Origin of the sequence: Brachybacterium sp. FME24, assembly GCF_014897705.1 — a bacterium.
Taxonomy (GTDB): Bacteria; Actinomycetota; Actinomycetes; order Actinomycetales; family Dermabacteraceae; genus Brachybacterium.
The window spans coordinates 17,159-34,812 of record NZ_JABUXV010000013.1 but is presented as its reverse complement, the minus strand read 5'-3'; the positions used below and the strand labels follow the sequence as shown (position 1 = coordinate 34,812).

The 17,654-nt window shown below is 68.7% G+C and carries 14 protein-coding genes and 1 tRNA gene; 9 read left to right on the top strand and 6 right to left on the bottom strand.

Annotation, left to right across the window (positions count from 1 at the left end):
• Positions 1-2 precede the first annotated feature (2 nt).
• Positions 3-458, top strand: a complete 456-nt coding sequence (locus tag INT51_RS15205; RefSeq protein ID WP_370540817.1) for an S-ribosylhomocysteine lyase — start codon at positions 3-5, stop codon at positions 456-458.
• Here INT51_RS15205 and malQ read toward each other — a convergent pair.
• The gene (malQ, locus tag INT51_RS15200) at positions 445-2,565 is read right to left on the bottom strand and encodes a 4-alpha-glucanotransferase (protein WP_193106182.1); all 2,121 of its coding nucleotides are present in this window, start codon (positions 2,563-2,565) and stop codon (positions 445-447) included. The two genes, INT51_RS15205 and malQ, sit on opposite strands and share 14 nt — an antisense overlap.
• Before the next feature lie 195 nt (positions 2,566-2,760).
• On the bottom strand, positions 2,761-4,362 hold the full coding sequence (locus INT51_RS15195) for a dolichyl-phosphate-mannose--protein mannosyltransferase (protein ID WP_304502214.1): 1,602 nt from the start codon (positions 4,360-4,362) through the stop codon (positions 2,761-2,763).
• Positions 4,363-4,440: 78 nt separating this feature from the next.
• Here INT51_RS15195 and rsmI point away from each other — a divergent pair, with 78 nt between their 5' ends.
• Positions 4,441-5,283, top strand: coding sequence for a 16S rRNA (cytidine(1402)-2'-O)-methyltransferase (gene rsmI / locus INT51_RS15190; RefSeq protein WP_193106180.1), 843 nt, complete (start codon positions 4,441-4,443; stop codon positions 5,281-5,283).
• A 119-nt stretch (positions 5,284-5,402) separates the two neighbouring features.
• Here the strand turns inward: rsmI and rpmF are convergent, their stop codons facing one another.
• Positions 5,403-5,573 (bottom strand): 50S ribosomal protein L32, encoded by a 171-nt coding sequence (gene rpmF / locus INT51_RS15185; protein WP_193106179.1) that lies wholly within the window; start codon positions 5,571-5,573, stop codon positions 5,403-5,405.
• 439 nt (positions 5,574-6,012) lie between these two features.
• Here rpmF and INT51_RS15180 point away from each other — a divergent pair, with 439 nt between their 5' ends.
• From INT51_RS15180 to INT51_RS15165, 4 genes are all read left to right on the top strand, one after another.
• Entirely contained in the window at positions 6,013-7,017 is a 1,005-nt protein-coding gene (locus tag INT51_RS15180) for a TatD family hydrolase (RefSeq protein WP_193106178.1), read from the top strand.
• Positions 7,014-7,937 carry a 16S rRNA (adenine(1518)-N(6)/adenine(1519)-N(6))-dimethyltransferase RsmA gene (gene rsmA / locus INT51_RS15175; RefSeq protein ID WP_193106177.1) on the top strand — a complete coding sequence of 308 codons (924 nt, stop codon included), beginning with the start codon at positions 7,014-7,016 and terminating at the stop codon, positions 7,935-7,937. Before INT51_RS15180 ends, rsmA begins: the two co-directional genes overlap by 4 nt.
• Positions 7,937-8,863, top strand: coding sequence for a 4-(cytidine 5'-diphospho)-2-C-methyl-D-erythritol kinase (locus INT51_RS15170; protein WP_193106176.1), 927 nt, complete (start codon positions 7,937-7,939; stop codon positions 8,861-8,863). Before rsmA ends, INT51_RS15170 begins: the two co-directional genes overlap by 1 nt.
• Positions 8,864-9,371: 508 nt before the next feature.
• Entirely contained in the window at positions 9,372-11,252 is a 1,881-nt protein-coding gene (locus INT51_RS15165; RefSeq protein ID WP_193106175.1) for an HNH endonuclease, read from the top strand.
• Positions 11,253-11,328: 76 nt separating this feature from the next.
• On the opposite strand, the gene INT51_RS15160 is transcribed toward INT51_RS15165, so the two are convergent.
• From INT51_RS15160 to INT51_RS15150, 3 genes are all read right to left on the bottom strand, one after another.
• A complete protein-coding gene (locus tag INT51_RS15160) occupies positions 11,329-13,185 on the bottom strand; it encodes an ABC-F family ATP-binding cassette domain-containing protein (RefSeq protein WP_193106174.1) in 1,857 nt (618 codons plus the stop codon).
• A 119-nt stretch (positions 13,186-13,304) separates the two neighbouring features.
• The gene (locus tag INT51_RS15155; protein WP_193106173.1) at positions 13,305-13,841 is read right to left on the bottom strand and encodes a MarR family winged helix-turn-helix transcriptional regulator; all 537 of its coding nucleotides are present in this window, start codon (positions 13,839-13,841) and stop codon (positions 13,305-13,307) included.
• A gap of 91 nt (positions 13,842-13,932) precedes the next feature.
• Positions 13,933-14,580 carry a TetR/AcrR family transcriptional regulator gene (locus INT51_RS15150; RefSeq protein WP_193106172.1) on the bottom strand — a complete coding sequence of 216 codons (648 nt, stop codon included), beginning with the start codon at positions 14,578-14,580 and terminating at the stop codon, positions 13,933-13,935.
• A gap of 168 nt (positions 14,581-14,748) precedes the next feature.
• Between INT51_RS15150 and INT51_RS15145 the strand changes: the two genes are divergently transcribed.
• From INT51_RS15145 to INT51_RS15135, 3 genes are all read left to right on the top strand, one after another.
• Positions 14,749-14,820: transfer RNA gene (locus INT51_RS15145), tRNA-Gln, on the top strand.
• A gap of 62 nt (positions 14,821-14,882) precedes the next feature.
• Positions 14,883-16,382, top strand: coding sequence for a bifunctional UDP-N-acetylglucosamine diphosphorylase/glucosamine-1-phosphate N-acetyltransferase GlmU (gene glmU / locus INT51_RS15140; RefSeq protein WP_193106171.1), 1,500 nt, complete (start codon positions 14,883-14,885; stop codon positions 16,380-16,382).
• Positions 16,379-17,359, top strand: coding sequence for a ribose-phosphate diphosphokinase (locus tag INT51_RS15135; protein WP_193106170.1), 981 nt, complete (start codon positions 16,379-16,381; stop codon positions 17,357-17,359). Before glmU ends, INT51_RS15135 begins: the two co-directional genes overlap by 4 nt.
• The last annotated feature ends 295 nt before the right edge of the window (positions 17,360-17,654 follow it).

Genomic DNA, 17,654 nt, shown 5'->3' with positions numbered 1-17,654 from the left:
GCATGAATGTCGAGAGCTTCAACCTCGACCACCGCACCGTCGTCGCCCCGTACGTGCGGATCGCGGATCGCAAGGAGCTGCCTGGCGGTGACGTGCTCACCAAGCTCGACGTGCGCTTCACCCAGCCCAACGTCGCTCACCTCGCCTCGGAGGCGGTCCACTCGCTCGAGCACATGATGGCCGAGCACATGCGCAATCACAGCAATGACGTCCTGGACGTCTCCCCGATGGGCTGCCGCACCGGCTTCTACGTGCTGCTGGTCGGCGACCACACCCCGGAGGCCTTCGCTCCCGTGCTGGAGGCGACGATGCGCGATCTGATCGCGGCCGACGACGTGCCCGCCGCCAACGAGATCCAGTGCGGATGGGGCGCCCACCACACGCTCGAAGGAGCCCAGACGGCCGCGCAGGAGTTCCTGGACCAGCGTGATTCGTGGGGCCAGGTCACCGCGTCCTGATGCCCTCGCGCACCGCCGCCAACAAGCGCGCGGTGCGCTCGTCGGTGGCGATGTCGTCGATGCTCACCGGGCGCTGACGCGCGTCGGCCAGCGGGATCCGCCAGTTCGGGTACTCCTCGTCGGTGCCCGGCTGGTTCTGGATCCGGCGCTCCCCGACGCAGTCCACCAGGGAGACCCCCAGCAGCATCGAGGGGGTGCGCCCCAGATGACGGTGCAGGGCGATCACCGTCTGCTCGATATCCGCAGCGGGCTCCAGCAGGCCCTCCTCCCGCAGCACGTCCAGCACCTGCTCCCGCCCGAGGGCATCCGCCGCCTGCTCCTCGTCCAGGTCCCGCTCGAGCAGACCCAGCTCGTGGCGCAGGGAGACATGGTCACCGGCCAGGTACCCGGCGGTCGGCGGCAGGTCGTGCGTGTTCACCGACGCCATGCACAGGGTGCGGTAGTCGTGGGCGGGCAGGGGCCGCCCCGCGCCATCATGCTCGAACCACAGGATCGAGGTGCCCAGGATCCCGCGATCCACGAGATAGTCGCGCACCCACGGTTCGAACGTGCCGAGATCCTCGCCGACCACCAGGGTGCCGGAGCGCTCCGCCTCCAGGGACAGGATGCCGATCATCGCCTCATGGTCGTAGGAGACATAGGCGCCGTCGGCCGCCTCATGGCCCTCGGGGATCCACCACAGCCGGAACAGTCCCAGCACGTGGTCGATACGCAGAGCGCCGGCATGCCGCATCAGCGTGCGCAGCATGTCGCGCCAGGGTCGATAGGAGGCCTCGCGCAGATGCTCGGGATGCCACGGCGGCTGATGCCAGTTCTGTCCCTGCTGGTTGTACTGGTCGGCAGGGGCTCCGACGGTGGCGCCGGTGGCCAGCACATCGCGCAGGCGCCAGGCGTCCGCACCGATCTGCTCCACGCCCACGGCGAGATCGTGCATGATCCCGATGCGCATGCCGGCGTTGCGGGCGGCGGCCTGCGCTGCGCCCATCTGCTCGTCCAGCAGCCACTGCGTCCAGATCTGGAAGTCGATGCGGTCGCCGAGCTCCCGTCGCGCCCAACGGACGGTGCCGGCGTCGAGATCCGCGAGCACCTGCTCCTTCGTGCCGCGCACCTGCTCAGCGATCGCCGACCAGATCGCGAAGTCCTCCAGACCCTGGCCCTCGCGCTCGCGGTAGGCATCCAGCAGGGCCTGCCGACCGGCGGTCCGCGGCACCGCGAAGAGCTCCTGGAGCGCCTGCAGCTTGACGGCCAGCACCTCATCGCGCACGAGGCGGTCGGTGCGATCGTTCCAGCCGGCGACCTCGTCCTTGAGCAGTGCGAGACGCTGGCGCGTGAACTCGGGCAGGTCCCGGTACTCGGGGATTGCTTCGATGCGCATATAGAGCACGCTGGTGAAGCGACGGGTCACCGGCAGATAGGGCGAGGGCTCGACCGGAGGCGTCGGGTAGGAGGCGTGCAGGGGGTTGACCAGGAGGAAATCCGCTCCGTGGCTCGCGCCGGTGATGGCGGCGAGATCCTGCATGTCGCCGAGATCACCGATACCCCAGGATCGTGGCGAGCGCACGGAGTACAGCTGCGCCTGGATGCCGAAGGCCTGGCGGGCGGCGAAGCCCTCGTGCACCGTGAGCCGCGCGGGCGTGACGACGACATCAGCCTCCTGCGGGCCTGTCGAGGTCTGCGCGACGATCCGGTGCCAGCCCAGCGGCAGGCCTGAGGGAAGGCGGAAGCGGGCGCGCCCGCGCAGGTGGCCGTCGAGGTCGAACGGCGTGGTGAAGTCCTCGACCTGCTCGAGCGAGCGACGGCCACCCTCCTCGAGCAGCAGGTCCGCGGAGACGGTCGTGCCGTGATCGACGTGGACCGGCACGGTGGTCTCGCGGTCCGCGCGCAGCACTGTCACCGGTGGCAGGGTGCGGGTCCACGGCTCCCGCTCGCGCTCGGCCCGGATACGCACGATGTCGGCCTCGGTGGACACCGTCGCCCCGAGCGCGGCCAGGACGGAACTCAGGGTGTCGTCGGCGACGTCCTTCCGGGTGCCGTCCCACCCCCAGTAGTCGGTACCGACGCCGAGTTCGCGGGCGAGATCACGCAGCGCTGAGGTATCCGGAGCCATGCGGCAAGAGTAACCGTGATCACCCCGACCCGGACCGATGCGCAGGGGGTTGCCACGGCGGCCCAGGAAAGCAGGAGAGCAATGCTCCTCCCGCTGCAGGTGGTGTTCCGCCGCTGCGAGGGGGCTTCCGGTGGGGGCTGCTCTGTCTCGCGCCGCGCACGTCTCCGTCGTGATCCACGCTCTTCACGACCAGCTTCACGACCAGGACGGGAGCCACATGCGGAACTTCCACTGGTCGAGGTCGATGACCTGTCCGGTCCAGATCGGCCAGAAGAACGCGGAGACCAGCACGATCAGCACCAGCAGCGAACCGGCGAAGAGACCTCCGGCCAGGCGTCTCTCCGGATCGGCACGGGCCGAGCCGATCACCAGCGACAGCACGTAGGCGAGGCACAGGATCAGCCACGGCTCGAAGACCACCGCGTAGAAGGTGAAGATCGTGCGGTCCATGTACAGCAGCCAGGGGAGGTACCCGGCAGCGATGCCGGCGAGCGCGGCCCAAGCCCGCCCGTCGAACCGCATGATCGCGATCACCAGGGTCGCCAGCACGGCGAGGGCGCCCAGCCACCAGATCAGCGGGTTGCCGACGGACAGGATGTGCGAGGCGCACTCGGCGACCTCGCACCCGTTCTCCCCGTACTCGTAGGAGCGGTAATAGAAGTTCGTCGGCCGCAGCATCACGGGCCAACCCAGGGGATTCGCCTCATAGGGATGGTCCGAGTCGAGACCGACATGGAACTCGTAGGCCTGGCGGTGGTAGAGCCAGAGCGACAGCAATGAGTCCAGGAACCCCCATCCGGTCGCTGAGCCCTCGGCCTCGGCCAGCTGACGGTTGTACCCCACAGACGACGCGAACCAGCCCGACCAGGAGGAGATGTAGACGATCAGCGCGGTGCCGACAGTGGCGAAGAACGCGGGGATCGCGTCCTTGACGAGGCCGCCCAGCAGCCAGTTCTTCTGGGCGACGGCGCGTCGGGCCCACCAGTCCCACAGCACCGTCATGATCCCGAACACCGCCAGGACGTACAGACCCGACCACTTCACCGAGCAGGCCATGCCCAGCAGCACCCCTGCGACCAGACGCCAGGGACGGCTCCCCCCGGAGACTCCCAGGGCAGGGGCGAGCACGGCGTTCGCGTGCAGCCTCGCGGTCTCCCGCGCCAAGCGCTCACGGAAGCGGTCACGGTCGATCAGGAGCGCCCCGAAGGCGGCGAGCGCGAAGAACATCACGAACGGGTCCAGCAGGCTGGTGCGTGAATGCACGAGGTGCATGCCGTCGATCGCGAGCAGCAGGCCCGCGATGAGACCGACGGTCGTGGACCGGAACAGGCGACGTCCGATGAAGACGAGCATCGGGATCGCGACCGCGCCGAGCACGGCCGCCGACAGTCTCCAACCCCACGGGCTGTCCGGCCCGAGCACCATCATCCCGGCACCGATCAGCCACTTGCCCAGGGGCGGATGGACGACGTACGAGCCGGTCCCCTCGTAGGTGTCGACATCACCGGACTCGAACACCGGGTCGTGCTCCTCCGGCCACGACATCTCCACGCCCTCCTGGGAGATGGCGTAGCCGTCCTTGACGTAGTAGGTCTCGTCGAAGATCAGCTCTTCGATCGCGCCCAGACCCCACAGACGCAGCACGAGCGCCAGACCGAACAGAGCCATGGCGCCCGCCCAGGCCCATCGGGACACGGGAAGATCGAAGGTGTTGAGCCGACGGCGGTAAGAGGCCAGCAGCGCGCCCGGCTCGTTCTCGACGTCGGCGCGGGGGGTCGCTTCCTCCTCCGTGTGCACCCGCACATGCTAAGTCATCTGCACCGGAGTGCCCGGATGCCGGTTCGCAGGGGGCCCGCACCTGGCTAGCATGGTCGGATGCTCGAGCCCGGAGTCCTCACCCTCGCCGCCACCCCGATCGGCAATCCGCTCGACGCCTCCGTGCGCCTGATGCGGGCGCTGGGGGAGGCCGATCTCATCGCTGCCGAAGACACCCGGCGCCTCGCGCGATTGGTCAGCGCGCTCGAGGTCGTGACCACCGGGCGCATCCTCTCGTACCACGAGCACAACGAGGAGGAGCGCACCGGGGTGCTGCTCGAGGCGCTCGCCGAGGGCCGGCGCGTCCTCATCGTCACCGACGCCGGTATGCCCGTGGTCTCCGACCCGGGATACCGCGCGGTGCGTGCGGCGACCGCGGCAGGTCACCCGGTCACGGTGATCCCCGGGCCCTCCGCCGTGCTGACGGCCCTGGCCGCTTCCGGCATCGCACCGGACCGCTTCACCTTCGAGGGGTTCCCTCCGCGCAGGGAAGGCAGGCGGGCGACCGCGCTCGAACCGCTCGCCGGTGAGCAGCGCACGATGGTCTTCTTCGAATCGCCCCGTCGCACCGCCGCGACCCTCGCCACCATGGTCGAGACCTTCGGGATGCAGAGAACCGCAGCCGTCGCCCGAGAGCTGACGAAGACCCACGAGGAGGTCGTCCGCGGGTCACTGGGAGAGCTCGCGACGTGGGCGAGGAGCACCGAGGTGCTCGGGGAGATCGTGATCGTGGTGGCGGGGGCCGAACCGATCGCGGCGAGCGCGGAGGAGCTCGTCGAGCTGGTCCTGGCCCGAGCCGCAGCAGGGGAGCGGCTCAAGGACGCCGCCAAGGAACTGGCCAAGGGGCACACCGGGGTGAGCGCGAGTGAGCTCTATGACCTCGCGCTGCGCCGGAAGGATTGAGAGCGAAGGACTGAGAGCGAAGGACTGAGAGCAGGGGCTGCTGGGAGCAACGAAGCCCCGGCACCAGGTGCCGGGGCTTCATCGAAAGATCTCAGGTCGGGCCGAGGGCCCGAGCAGTCTCAGTCCTCGATCTCGAGGAGACCGCGCTGGTAGGCCTTGGCCAGACGGCGCGGGACAGCCGCGGTGCGGCCGCGCACGGTGACCTGCACGAGGTCGTCGTTGTGAGCCTTCCACTGCGCGCGACGCGAGTGCGTACGAGCGCGGGACATCTTAAACTTGGGCACTGCCATGAGGACGCTCCTTGACGGTCCGGAGGATGAACTGCGTTGGCATCCGTCCCGAGCAGCGACCCGAACCCGGTCCAGCTGAGTCGGGGCGCTCGGGTGCACGTTAGGACGCACAACGACGACCTATCTTGTCACATCGGGCACTTCTTCGCCTCCGTCGGGCCCGTGAGCTATCCCACCGCAGGTCTCGGCGACGACGTCGGCGGGGGTGATCCGGCCCGACGTCCACATCGCGGCCCTGAGCCACGATAGCCGCCTCAGGTCGCCGCGAATGTCCCCTCAGGACCGATGATTCGCCCACCATCGGTCCTGAGGCGACATTCGCGGGGCCGGCCGGCCAACCCCCGGCTGTCGGGGCGATCGCCGTCTCGACCACCCGGACGACCGCGCAGGAGTGCGCGCTGTGGCCAGGAGGGGCCGCGGATCCTCCTACGATGGTCGCATGCCGTCACCTCACGAGACAGAGACCGGATCAGCCACCGGGTCCGGGGCCGTGTCCGCCACAGCTGCGCCGGCACCGGTGCGCAGTCGCGAGGACATCGACCCCCGGGGCAGGTCCCGCGACCGTTCCTGGCCTCCGACCCCGCAGCCGCTGCCGTTCCCGGTGATCGACAACCATTGCCATCTGGACTTCGCCGATGGCGACCAGTCGCTCAGCGTCCCCGAGCACGTCGCACGCGCGGCAGCCGTCGGTGTCGACGCGCAGATCACCATCGGATCCGATCTCGAGGCCGTGCGTTGGACCGCTGCCCTCCTCGCCTCCGAGGCGTGCCCGCCCTCCCTGCGCGGCGGCGTCGCGGTCCACCCCAACGAGGCGGCGCTCCACGCCCGCGGCACCGACCACGACGGGAACCCCCTGATCAGTCTCGGGACTGCCCTCGCAGAGGTCTCCGAACTGCTGCGAGGCCCCGGGATGGTCGTGGTCGGCGAGACCGGCCTGGATTGGTTCCGCACCTCCCGGCAGGACTCGACGGCGCGCGCCGCCCAGATCGAGTCCTTCCGCGCCCACATCGCGCTGGCCAAGGAGCTCGACCTGCCGCTGCAGATCCACGACCGCGACGCTCACCGCGACGTGCTCGAGATCCTCGAGACCGACGGGGCTCCCGAGCGCACCGTCTTCCACTGCTTCTCCGGAGACGCCGAGTTCGCCCGCACCTGCGTCGACCGCGGCTACTTCCTCTCGTTCGCGGGAACCGTCACCTTCAAGAACGCGGGCGAGCTGCGCGGCGCTCTCGCCGAGGTGGGCCTTGGCCGAGTGATGGTCGAGACCGACGCGCCGTTCCTCACCCCCATGCCGTACCGGGGTCGCCCGAACTCCTCGTACTTGATCCCATTGACCATGGCGACCATCGCCGACGTCACCGGTGTCGACCTGGAGAAGGCGTGCCGCACCATCCGCGCCACCACTCAGCACGTGTACGACTGGCCGGAAGCAGCGGCGGCATGAGCGACGTCGCGCCGCAGGGCGCGCAGGGGGCGGACGCGGGGCGGCAGTCGTCGCACTCCGGGCTGCTGCTGACTGCACGGGACATCCGCGACCTCGCCGAGGCGGCAGGCATCCGACCTTCGAAGCAGCGCGGCCAGAACTTCGTCATGGACCCCAACACGGTACGCACCATCGTCGGCCGCTCCGGAGTGGGCGCGGACCAGGCCGTGCTCGAGGTCGGGCCCGGGCTGGGCTCCCTCACCCTCGGCCTGCTGGAGACCGGCGCCGACGTCGTCGCGATCGAGCTGGATCGCGGGCTCGCCGAGCTGCTGCCGCTGACCCTGGAAGCCCGTGGCGTCGCGGAGGATCGGTATCGGCTGCTCCACGCAGACGCTCTGCAGGTCACCGACCTTCCGCAGCTGCCCCGCAGCGGGGAGCCGACTGTGCTGGTCGCGAATCTGCCGTACAACGTGGCCACCCCCATCCTGCTGACGATCCTCGAGCGCTTCGCGAATATCCGGACTGCGCTGGTCATGGTGCAGTCCGAGGTCGTGGACCGCCTCACCGCGGGCCCCGGATCGCGCACGTACGGCGGTCCCAGCGTCAAGGCCGCCTGGTACGGCAGGGCCGAGCACGCCGGGCGTATCTCCCGGCAGATCTTCTGGCCGGTGCCCAACGTCGACTCCGCGCTCGTGGAACTGGTTCGGCATGACGAACCGCTGGGCACCACCGCGGAGCGGGAGCGTGTGTTCGCCGTCGTCGATGCAGCGTTCGCCCAGCGCCGCAAGACCCTTCGCGCCGCGCTCGCGACCTGGGCCGGCAGCCCGTCCCGGTCCGAGGAGATCCTCCGCGCGGCCGGCATCGATCCGAGCGCGCGCGGGGAGACCCTGGAGATCGAGCAGTTCCGGGCGATCGCCCGAGCGAGCGACGGGATCGCGTGATGGGATCCGGCTTGAAGCGGGTGGTGGTGCGAGCGCCCGGCAAGATCAACCTCTCCCTCGCCGTGGGGGCAGTCGACGACCGCGGCTATCACAGCCTCGCCACGATCTTCCACGCCGTGGACCTCTACGAGACCGTGACGGCGACGCCGCACGACGATCTGACCCTCACGGTCGATTCCGACGTGCCGGGGCACATCCCCCTGGACGGCACGAACCTCGCGCTCCGCGCGGCCGACCTGCTGCGCTCGCAGTACGACGTCGACGAGGGCGCCTCCCTGCACATCCACAAGGAGGTCCCGGTCGCCGGCGGTATGGGTGGAGGATCGGCCGACGCCGCCGCCACGCTGGTGGCTCTCGACCGCCTGTGGGGTCTGGGCCTGACCGGTGAGGAGCTGCGCACGCTCGGGTCCCGGATCGGAGCCGATGTGCCGTTCTCGATGCTGGGCCACACTGCGCTCGGTCGCGGCACCGGCGCCGACCTCACCACGGTGCTCACCCACGGGGACTGGACCTGGCTGCTGGCACTGCCTGGCGGACATCTGTCCACGCCTGAGGTGTACCGGCGCCACGACGAGATCGCCGAGGCGGTGGGTCGTCAGGTGCCAGAACAGCCTGAGATCGAGGAACTGCAGTTCCAGGCCTTGAGCGGCGGTGATGCACGCCTGCTCGGGCGCACCCTGCACAACGACCTGCAGTCCGCAGCCTTCGCCCTGCATTCGGGCCTGGAACCGGTCGTCGAAGCGGCCGAACGCGCCGGTGCGTTCGGCGCCCTGGTCTCCGGATCCGGCCCGACGGTCGCGGCCCTCGTCGAGGACGAGGAGCAGGCGCAGGAGATCGCTGCGCAACTGATGACTTCGCGCCTGGTCGACTCCTGCCTGGTCGTGCGTGGATCGGCGCCGGGGGCGAGCGTGCTCGAGGAGAGCTGAACGGAATTCATTGTTCCTCCACCAAGGAGGGTTATCCACAATTAGCGATCACTGATTGCAATGTGTCCGGCGACGCCGTATGGCAATCGTCGTCGACGGCCGGGTCCGGTCTCGTGGGATAGCGCAGTGGAGCTACCAATAGCCTCTCTTCCTGTCGAGTCCCACGGCCCGTCGCAGTCAGGGTCGGCCATGCCTCTCGCGAACTGAGGTTGATCCTGGAGCTTCAGGGTGTTTGCCGCGGTCGAGGGTGGTGCGTCCTTGCCTGCTTCGACGGCGATACTGCATGCCCGGGGCGCAAGGATCGTGGCGCACGGTCCACACCGCCAGGACGAGAGATCCGCCGGGGTGATCTGGTGGGACCGCCCCTGTTGGTCGTCGGGGCAGAATCGACTCTCCGGCGATCGGTCCAGATTTAGCGGTTCCTCCACAGTGGTGGTTTATCCACATTCTGACCGTGAATCAGAGATGACCCTTCGGTAAGTCGAACAAGGATGCGATACTGAATCCTATGGACGATGATCTTGAGGATGGAAGCTCCTCTCCGCAGAGAGGTGATGAAAGCTCTCTCGGTGCCGGTGCCGGTGCCGGTGCCGGTGCCGGTGCCGGTGCCGGTGGCGCCCCGCGCCTGCCCGGGCCACCGAACACGGGAGAGGCGTTTGATGAGCCTCATGATGTCCTGATTGCTGCGAGCGACGACGAGCTCGGACTCGACGACGTCGACCTGTTGGCAGCACGGGGAGTGATGGCGATGCTGGGCGCCGAAGGCTCCCTTTTCCTCAACCGCCTCTCCGTCGCTGAGACGATCACCCTGATCGCGGGGCTACGCGACCTGTCCAACGCCATGGCCGCAGTTCAGGCACGCGCACTCGTGCGCCTCGAAGCAGCCGTGAAGGAGGACTGCCTGGCCCGTGAGGAGACGCCCCGAGCCGCGCTGAAGATCGCGCGGGCAGAAGCGTCGTTCGCCGTGAAGGCCTCTCCTGCCGCTGCAGGCCAGACCATGTCGAGCAGCCGTCGGCTCGTGCACTCGATGCCAGGGATGCTCTCCGCTGTCGCACACGGGCAGATGTCTGCTGCGGCTGCGCATCGCGTCGGGCGTGTCGTCGGCCCGGCGTCCCCGGAGCTGCGCTCGCAGGTCGACGAGGTGCTCACCGAGCACCTGCCCTACCTCGAGGACTGCGGGGTCCAGGAATGGGGCGGAGAGACAGAGAAGGTCATGCACTCACTCGATCCCGAGGGGGCGCAGGCTCGGCACCTCCGGACCAAGAGGGAACGTGGACTCTCCGTGCGTCGCGCCGAGAACGGAATGGCCGTTCTGACCGCGCGGATCACCGCACTCGACGGGGCACGCATCCGCAAAGGAATCTCCCTCGCGGCCGAGAAGGCTCGAGCTCACGGTGATCGCCGAGGTCACCAGCAGATCATGGCCGATCTTCTGGCCGACACCCTGATCGGACGCGGCACGGGGCCGCCCACAGCACAGCTCGACATCGGTGTGATCATCACCGATCGATCGCTGTTCGCCCCTGCTCACGCGGATTCCGCCACCATCGAAGGCATCGGCCCGGTTCCGTACGAGCACATTCGCGAGGAGATGCTCCAGGCGATGTCATCGGTCGACGGCGACAAGGATCTCCAGCTGGCTCTGAGGAATCTCTACGCCGATCCCGAGGACGGTCAGCTCGTCGCGGTCGAGTCCCGGTCCCGCGCCTTCCCTCCCGCGCTCTCGCGCTTCATCCGGTGGAGTCACCTCACGTGCCGGGCTCCCTACTGCGACGCCGATATCCGGCAGAACGACCACATCACGCCCTTCTCGCAAGGCGGCGCCACGTCGATGGAGAATGGGAACGGGCTCTGCGGCGCGGACAATCAGAAGGAAGAGGCCGGTGAGACCGCCCGAGTCATCAGTGACAGTGACGGTCGACGCCGTACGGTCGAATGGACCACCAGGTACGGTCAAAAGGCGCGACGTGGTGGGAACAACGTCGATCTGGTCGGTACTGCGCGCAGGCGGAAGCTTCAACGCGAGCAGGTCGAGACCACGTCCACGGCGGCGACCCCGGAACCGGGGCGAACCGTGCCCGGCACCTGGGCCTCGCGGGGTCTGGACGACGTCACATCATGGGACGCCGGCGCCGATCTGCCCCCGGAGCTGGACGGGCCGATGCCTCGTGCGCTTCATCGCATCGCACGGCGCGCCTACGAGACCTCTGATCCCCACCCGTTCTGGAGGAACCGTCGGGTGAACCGTCATCGACTGCTCTGCGGACGCACCGACTACGTCTTCGACGCAATCCTGATGGCACCGCAGGTCGCGCCGGAGCCCGAGCCCCCGTACGAGGCGGGCCAGGGCGCGGACCACGAGGACCGGTCGGGACCCGGAGAGGGCTGAATCGTGCAGCAGTGCTGCGGCAATGCCCGGCTCCGAAGAGCGATAGCAGGAGGGCTCCGACAGGCGGAGAGGAACGTCAGTCGATGAGCTCGGACAGCTCCAGCCAGCGCTCTTCGAGGCCCATCATCTCGCTCTCGAGCGCCTGCACCTGCTCCGTGATCGACTGCAGTCCGTGGAAGTCGGACTGATCATGAGCGGCGAGCTTCTCGTGCAGCTTCTTGGTCTGCTCCGACAACTTCTCCATGCGTCGCTCGGCCGCCTTCAGCTCCTTGCGGGCGGCATGCGACTCAGCGCCGGTCACCGCCGCTGTGGAGGACGTCTTCGCGGCAGGACCGGCTCCGGACACGGCCGACGGCGAACTGCCCGCAGTGCGGGACGATCCTGCCCCGCCGGCCCGCGCTCCCCGGGAGTCAGCGGGTGCGCCGGTGGCGCCCGCCTTGCGCAGCTTCAGATACTGGTCCACGCCGCCGGGCACATGCCGCACCCCTCCATCCAGCACCGCGTACTGCGTGTCCGTGACCCGCTCGAGCAGGTAGCGGTCGTGAGAGACCACGATCAGCGGGCCCGGCCAGGAGTCCAGCAGATCCTCCATGGCCGCCAGCATGTCGGTGTCCATATCGTTCGTCGGCTCATCGAGCACCAGCACGTTGGGTTCCTCCAGCAGCGTCAGCAGCAGATCGAGGCGACGCTGCTGCCCACCGGACAGTGCGCCCACCCGCACCTTCTGATGTGCCGTGGTGAATCCGAGACGTTCCAGCAGCAGCCCGGGGGAGACCTCGTCCTTGCCGGCCCGGAACGAGGTGCGATAGCGCCCGACCACATCGCTGACGCGAGAGTCCAGGTGATCCTTCAACCCTTCGATGCGCTGCGAGACCTGGCGCACCGTGACCGTCTTGCCACGCTTGACACGCCCGGCCTGCGGCTCGAGCTCGCCGGTGATCAGGGCCAGCAATGTCGACTTGCCGGCCCCGTTGGGTCCCAGCACGCCGATGCGATCCGCCGGCCCGATGTGCAAGGTGACGTCGTTGAGCACGCGCACGTCCCCGTACCCCGCGTCGACGTCCAGCACGTCGATGACATCGCGGCCCAGTCGGGACGTCGCGAGCTGCGTCAGCTCCACGGTGTCGCGCACCGGCGGCTCACCGGAGATCAGTTCGTTGGCCGCATCGATGCGGAACTTCGGCTTCGCCGTCCGAGCCGGGGCGCCGCGGCGCAGCCATGCGAGCTCCTTGCGCATCAGGTTCTGCCGCTTCGACTCGATGGTCGCGGCCTGGCGATCCCGCTCGACCCGCTGCAGCACGTACGCGGCGTACCCGCCCTCGAAGGGATCCACGACGCCGTCGTGGACCTCCCACATCCGGGTGCAGACGGCGTCGAGGAACCAGCGGTCGTGCGTGATGACCACGAGCCCGCCGTCCTTCGCATTCCAGCGGCGGCGCAGATGCTCGGCGAGCCAGGAGATGCCCTCGACGTCGAGGTGGTTGGTGGGCTCGTCCAGCAGCAGCACATCCCAATCACCGACCAGCAGCTCGGCCAGATGCACGCGGCGCAGCTGCCCCCCGGAGAGGTCCGCGAGGTGGGCCTCGAGATCGATCTCGTCGAGCAGGCCCGCCAGGACGTCCCGGATCCGCGGGTCCGACGCCCATTCGTACTCGGGGCGGTCCCCGACCACGCGCTGACGCACCGTGGTGTCGACCGTGGCCTCATCCTGCTGGCTGAGGACACCGAGACGGACCCCGCCGCGCACGGTGACACGGCCGCCGTCGGGCTCTTGATGACGTGCGAGCAGCCGCAGCAGGGTCGACTTCCCGTCACCGTTGCGGCCGACCACACCGATGCGATCCCCCTCGTCGATGCCGAGGGTGATGTCATCGAGCAGGACCCGATCAGGCAGGGAGACGCGGAGGGACTGGGTGCCGAGCATATGGGCCATACGGAGACGTCCTTCGAAAGAGCGGAAGAGCGGGAATGCTTGAGGTTCTGGAGCGCGCGGCGACCCTCGAAGTGCTGTCGAGCGCGCCCGGGTCACGTCTCACGTGCCCGGATCATGCGTCACCGGTCCAGCGGATCGTCCACCTCGAAGGTCAGCAGCAAGGAGCGCAGAGTGTCCGCGAGGACGGATTGCCCGTCGGTGGTGAGGGGCCGGAGCAGCTCGCGCTCCGCGGCGAGCAGGCTCTCCATGGCGGCGTCGACCCGGGAGACGCCTTCGGGCTGCAGGCGCACCTCGACAGCCCGGCCATCGCGCGGGCTGCGGTTCTTGCTGATCAGGTGACGAGCGACGAGCTTGTCGATCCGCGTGGTCATGGTTCCGCTGGTCACGAGCGTCTGATGCATCAGAGCGCCGGGGGAGAGGGCGTCGTCCCCACTGCGGCGAAGGGCGGAGAGCATGTCGAACTCCCACCCCTCGAGGCCCGCGGCGGTGAAGGATTCGCGGCGTGCGGTCTCCAGGTAGCGAGCCAGTCGGGAGATGCGGGAGAACACGGCCAGCGGCTCGATGTCCAGGTCCCCGCGCGCCTGATCCCAGCCCGCGATGATCCGGTCGACCTCATCGAGTCGGGGCGCGGCGGCGTCCTCAGGGGTGGTGGGCATGCGCCGAGTCTAGGGCGGGGGCTCCCTCACGGGCAGGTACGGTCCTCGGTGCGTGGTGCGTCCCACCTGGGATCGGCGTGACGGCGCCGAATCAGGCTCGGGCGTCCTCGTGCAGCGTCGGCGTCTTCTGCAGCGCGCCGAGCCCGTACCAGGACAGGTTCACCATGCGCCCGGCGACGATCTCCTTGGACGGCTCGCGCGTCTCCAGCCACCACTGACCGGTATAGGCGACCATCCCCACCAGCATCTGCGCGTAGAGCGTCGCGTCTCGAGTCGGGTACCCGTGCAGCTTCAACTGGGCTCCGAGGATCTCCTCGACCCGCTGGGCGACGTCGGTGAGCAAGGAGGAGAAGGTGCCGCCGGCCTGACTGACCGGAGAGTCCCGCACCAGGATCCGGAACCCGTCCTCGTTCTCGTCGATGTAGGAGAGGAACGCCATCGCGGTCCGCTCCATGAGCAGTCGGGGGTGCGCGCGCTGGTCCTGCAGAGAACTCTCGAGTGCGGCGAGCAGGGTGCTGACCTCGCGATCGACAACGACCGCATACAGTCCTTCCTTGCCTCCGAAATGCTCATACACGATCGGCTTGGAGACCTTGGCACGGGACGCGATCTCCTCGACGCTGGACATGTCGAAGCCCTTCTCGGCGAAGACACGCCGCCCCACCGTCACGAGCTGCTCTCGTCGCTCGCGTCCCGTCATCCGGGTCGATCGGCCACGAGGGGCTCCGTTCTCCGCCATGTCGGGAGTGTCCCACAGGCGTGGGCAGGAGCACCCATGCTTCGTGCCGTGATGGGCACGAGCGACCTGGTCGGGGCGATAGGATCGGTCCGCGCTCCCGATACCTCCCACCCACCCGCAGACCCCTCGGTGGTCGATGCGGCTCGGTCGACGGCGACGGGCGCACGGTCCGCCATGGTGTAATCGGCAACACCTCAGATTTTGGTTCTGAAGTTTCAGGTTCGAGTCCTGATGGCGGAACGCTCACCGCCTCCGCGGCGGTGCCGCCGCACATCACCCGTCGATTCCGAGGAGCTGCCGACGTGGAAACCCCTGCCCCCGCCGCTGTCATCGTTCTGGCCGCCGGTGCCGGGACCCGTATGAAGTCCCGCACGCCGAAGGTCCTCCATGAGATCGGGGGCAGATCGCTTCTCGTCCATGCGGTCACGGCCGCCGAGGGGGCCAGTCCCTCCGAGCTCGTCGTGGTCCTGCGCCACGAGCGGGATCGGGTCGCCGCGCACCTCGCCGAACACGCCTCGGAGGTCACCGTCGCCGACCAGGACGAGGTCCCCGGTACCGGTCGCGCTGTCCAGTGCGGTCTCGAGCAGGTCACCGCGACCGAGGGCACCGTGTTGGTGACCTACGGCGATGTGCCGTTGCTGGACCCGGCCACCCTGCGCGAACTGGTCGGCGCCCACGAGGCCGAGGGCGCCGCGGTCACCGTGCTCACCGCTCGGGTTCCCGACCCCTCCGGCTACGGCCGGATCCTGCGCAGCGACGACGGATCCGAGGTGCACGGCATCGTCGAACACAAGGACGCCAGCGACGAGCAGCGCGCCATCGACGAGATCAACTCCGGCATCTACGCCTTCGACCTCGCCGTCCTGCGGGACGCGCTGGGCCGTATCGGCACCGACAACGCGCAGGGCGAGATGTACCTCACCGACGTGCTGTCCATCGCCCGTGCCGACGGCCGATCCGTGCGCGCCGTCGTCACGCAGGACGTGATGATGGTCGAGGGCGTCAACGATCGCGTCCAGCTGGCCCAGCTCGGCGCCGAGATGAACCGACGCACCCTCGAACGCCACATGCGCGCCGGGGTCACCCTCGTCGACCCCTCCACGACGTGGATCGATGCCGATGTCTCGATCGCCCAGGACGCCGTGATCCTTTCCGGGGTGCAGCTTCACGGTGCCACCGACATCGGTACCGAAGCCGTCATCGGCCCGGACTGCACGCTGCGTGACACCGAGGTCGGCGCAGGTGCCGAGGTGGTCCGTTCCCATGCGGTTCTCGCCGTGATCGGCGCGAACGCGACAGTCGGCCCCTTCTCGTACCTGCGCGCGGGCACCGATCTCGGCGCGAAGGGCAAGATCGGCGGTTTCGTGGAGACCAAGAACTCGAGGATCGGGGAGGGCGCGAAGGTCCCCCACCTCAGTTACGTCGGCGACGCCGAGATCGGGGAGGGCACCAACATCGGTGCGGCCACGATCTTCGCCAACTACGACGGTGTGACCAAGCACCGCACGACGGTCGGCAAGCACGTGCGAGTGGGTTCCGACAACGTGCTGGTCGCCCCGATCACCATCGGCGACGGTGCGGCCACCGGGGCAGGCACCACGGTGCGCAAGGATGTCCCGCCGGGCGCACTGGCCGTGAACGCAGTCTCGCAGCGGAACATGGAAGGATGGACCCTGCGACGCCGTGCGGGGACCGCGGCCGAGGATGCGGCTCGTGCCGCCCTGGGTACCGAGGACCGGTCCGCTGCCGATGCGCCTGCAGGATCTGTCGCCGAAGAGCACAAGGAGCACGAGCAGCGATGAGCGGAATCGTCACCACGGGGGAGAAGCGCCTGGTCCTCGCCTCCGGAAGGGCCCACCCGGTCCTTGCCCAGGAAGTCGCCGACGAGCTCGGCGTCGAGATCCTGCCGATGGACGCCTGGGACTTCGCCAACGGCGAGATCTACGTGCGCTACGGGGAGTCCGTGCGCGGCACCGATGTCTTCGTGCTGCAGTCCCACCCCGCCCCCATCAACACCTGGGTGATGGAGCACCTGATCATGATCGATGCGCTCAAGCGCGCGTCGGCCAAGCGGATCACCGCCATCGCCCCGAGCTTCCCGTACGCCCGCCAGGACAAGAAGCACCGCGGCCGTGAGCCGATCTCCGCCCGCCTGGTCGCGGACATGTACGAGACCGCAGGGATGGACCGCATGATCTCGGTCGATCTCCACGCCCCTCAGGTGCAGGGCTACTTCAACCGCCCGCTGGACCACCTGATGGCGCTGCCGATCCTCGCGGAGTACATCCAGGAGAAGTACGGTCACGAGGACATGGCCGTGGTCTCCCCGGACGCCGGCCGCATCCGTGTCGCGGAGCAGTGGGCCAAGAAGCTCGGCGGCGTGAACCTGGCGTTCATCCACAAGTCCCGCGATTCCACGCGGCCCAACCAGGCCGTCGCCAAGCGCGTGATCGGTGACGTCACCGGGAAGACCTGCGTCCTGGTCGACGACATGATCGACACCGCCGGCACCATCGTGCAGGCTGCCGACGCGCTGATCGCCAACGGTGCGAACTCCGTCGTCATCGCCACCACGCACGCGATCCTCTCGGATCCCGCCACCGAGCGCCTGGAGGCCAGCTCCGTGCGCGAGGTGGTCTGCACCAATACGCTCCCGATCCCGCCCGAGAAGCAGTTCGATCGCCTCACCCAGCTGTCGATCGCTCCGCTCCTGGCCCGCGCCATCCGAGCAGTCTTCGACGACGGCTCGGTCACCAGCCTCTTCGATGGTGAGGTCTGATCGACGTACTGCGAGCTTGCGAGCGGTAGGAGGTCGGGCGGTTCTGTGGGGTCTGATCGACGTACTGCGAGCTTGCGAGCGGTAGGAGGTCGGGCGGTTCTGTGGGGTCTGATCGACGTACTGCGAGTTTGCGAGCGGTAGGAGGTCGGGCGGTTCTGTGGGGTCTGATCGACGTACTGCGAGCTTGCGAGCGGTAGGAGGTCGGGCGGTTCTGTGGGGTCTGATCGACGTACTGCGAGCTTGCGAGCGGTAGGAGGTCGGGCGGTTCTGTGGGGTCTGATCGACGTACTGCGAG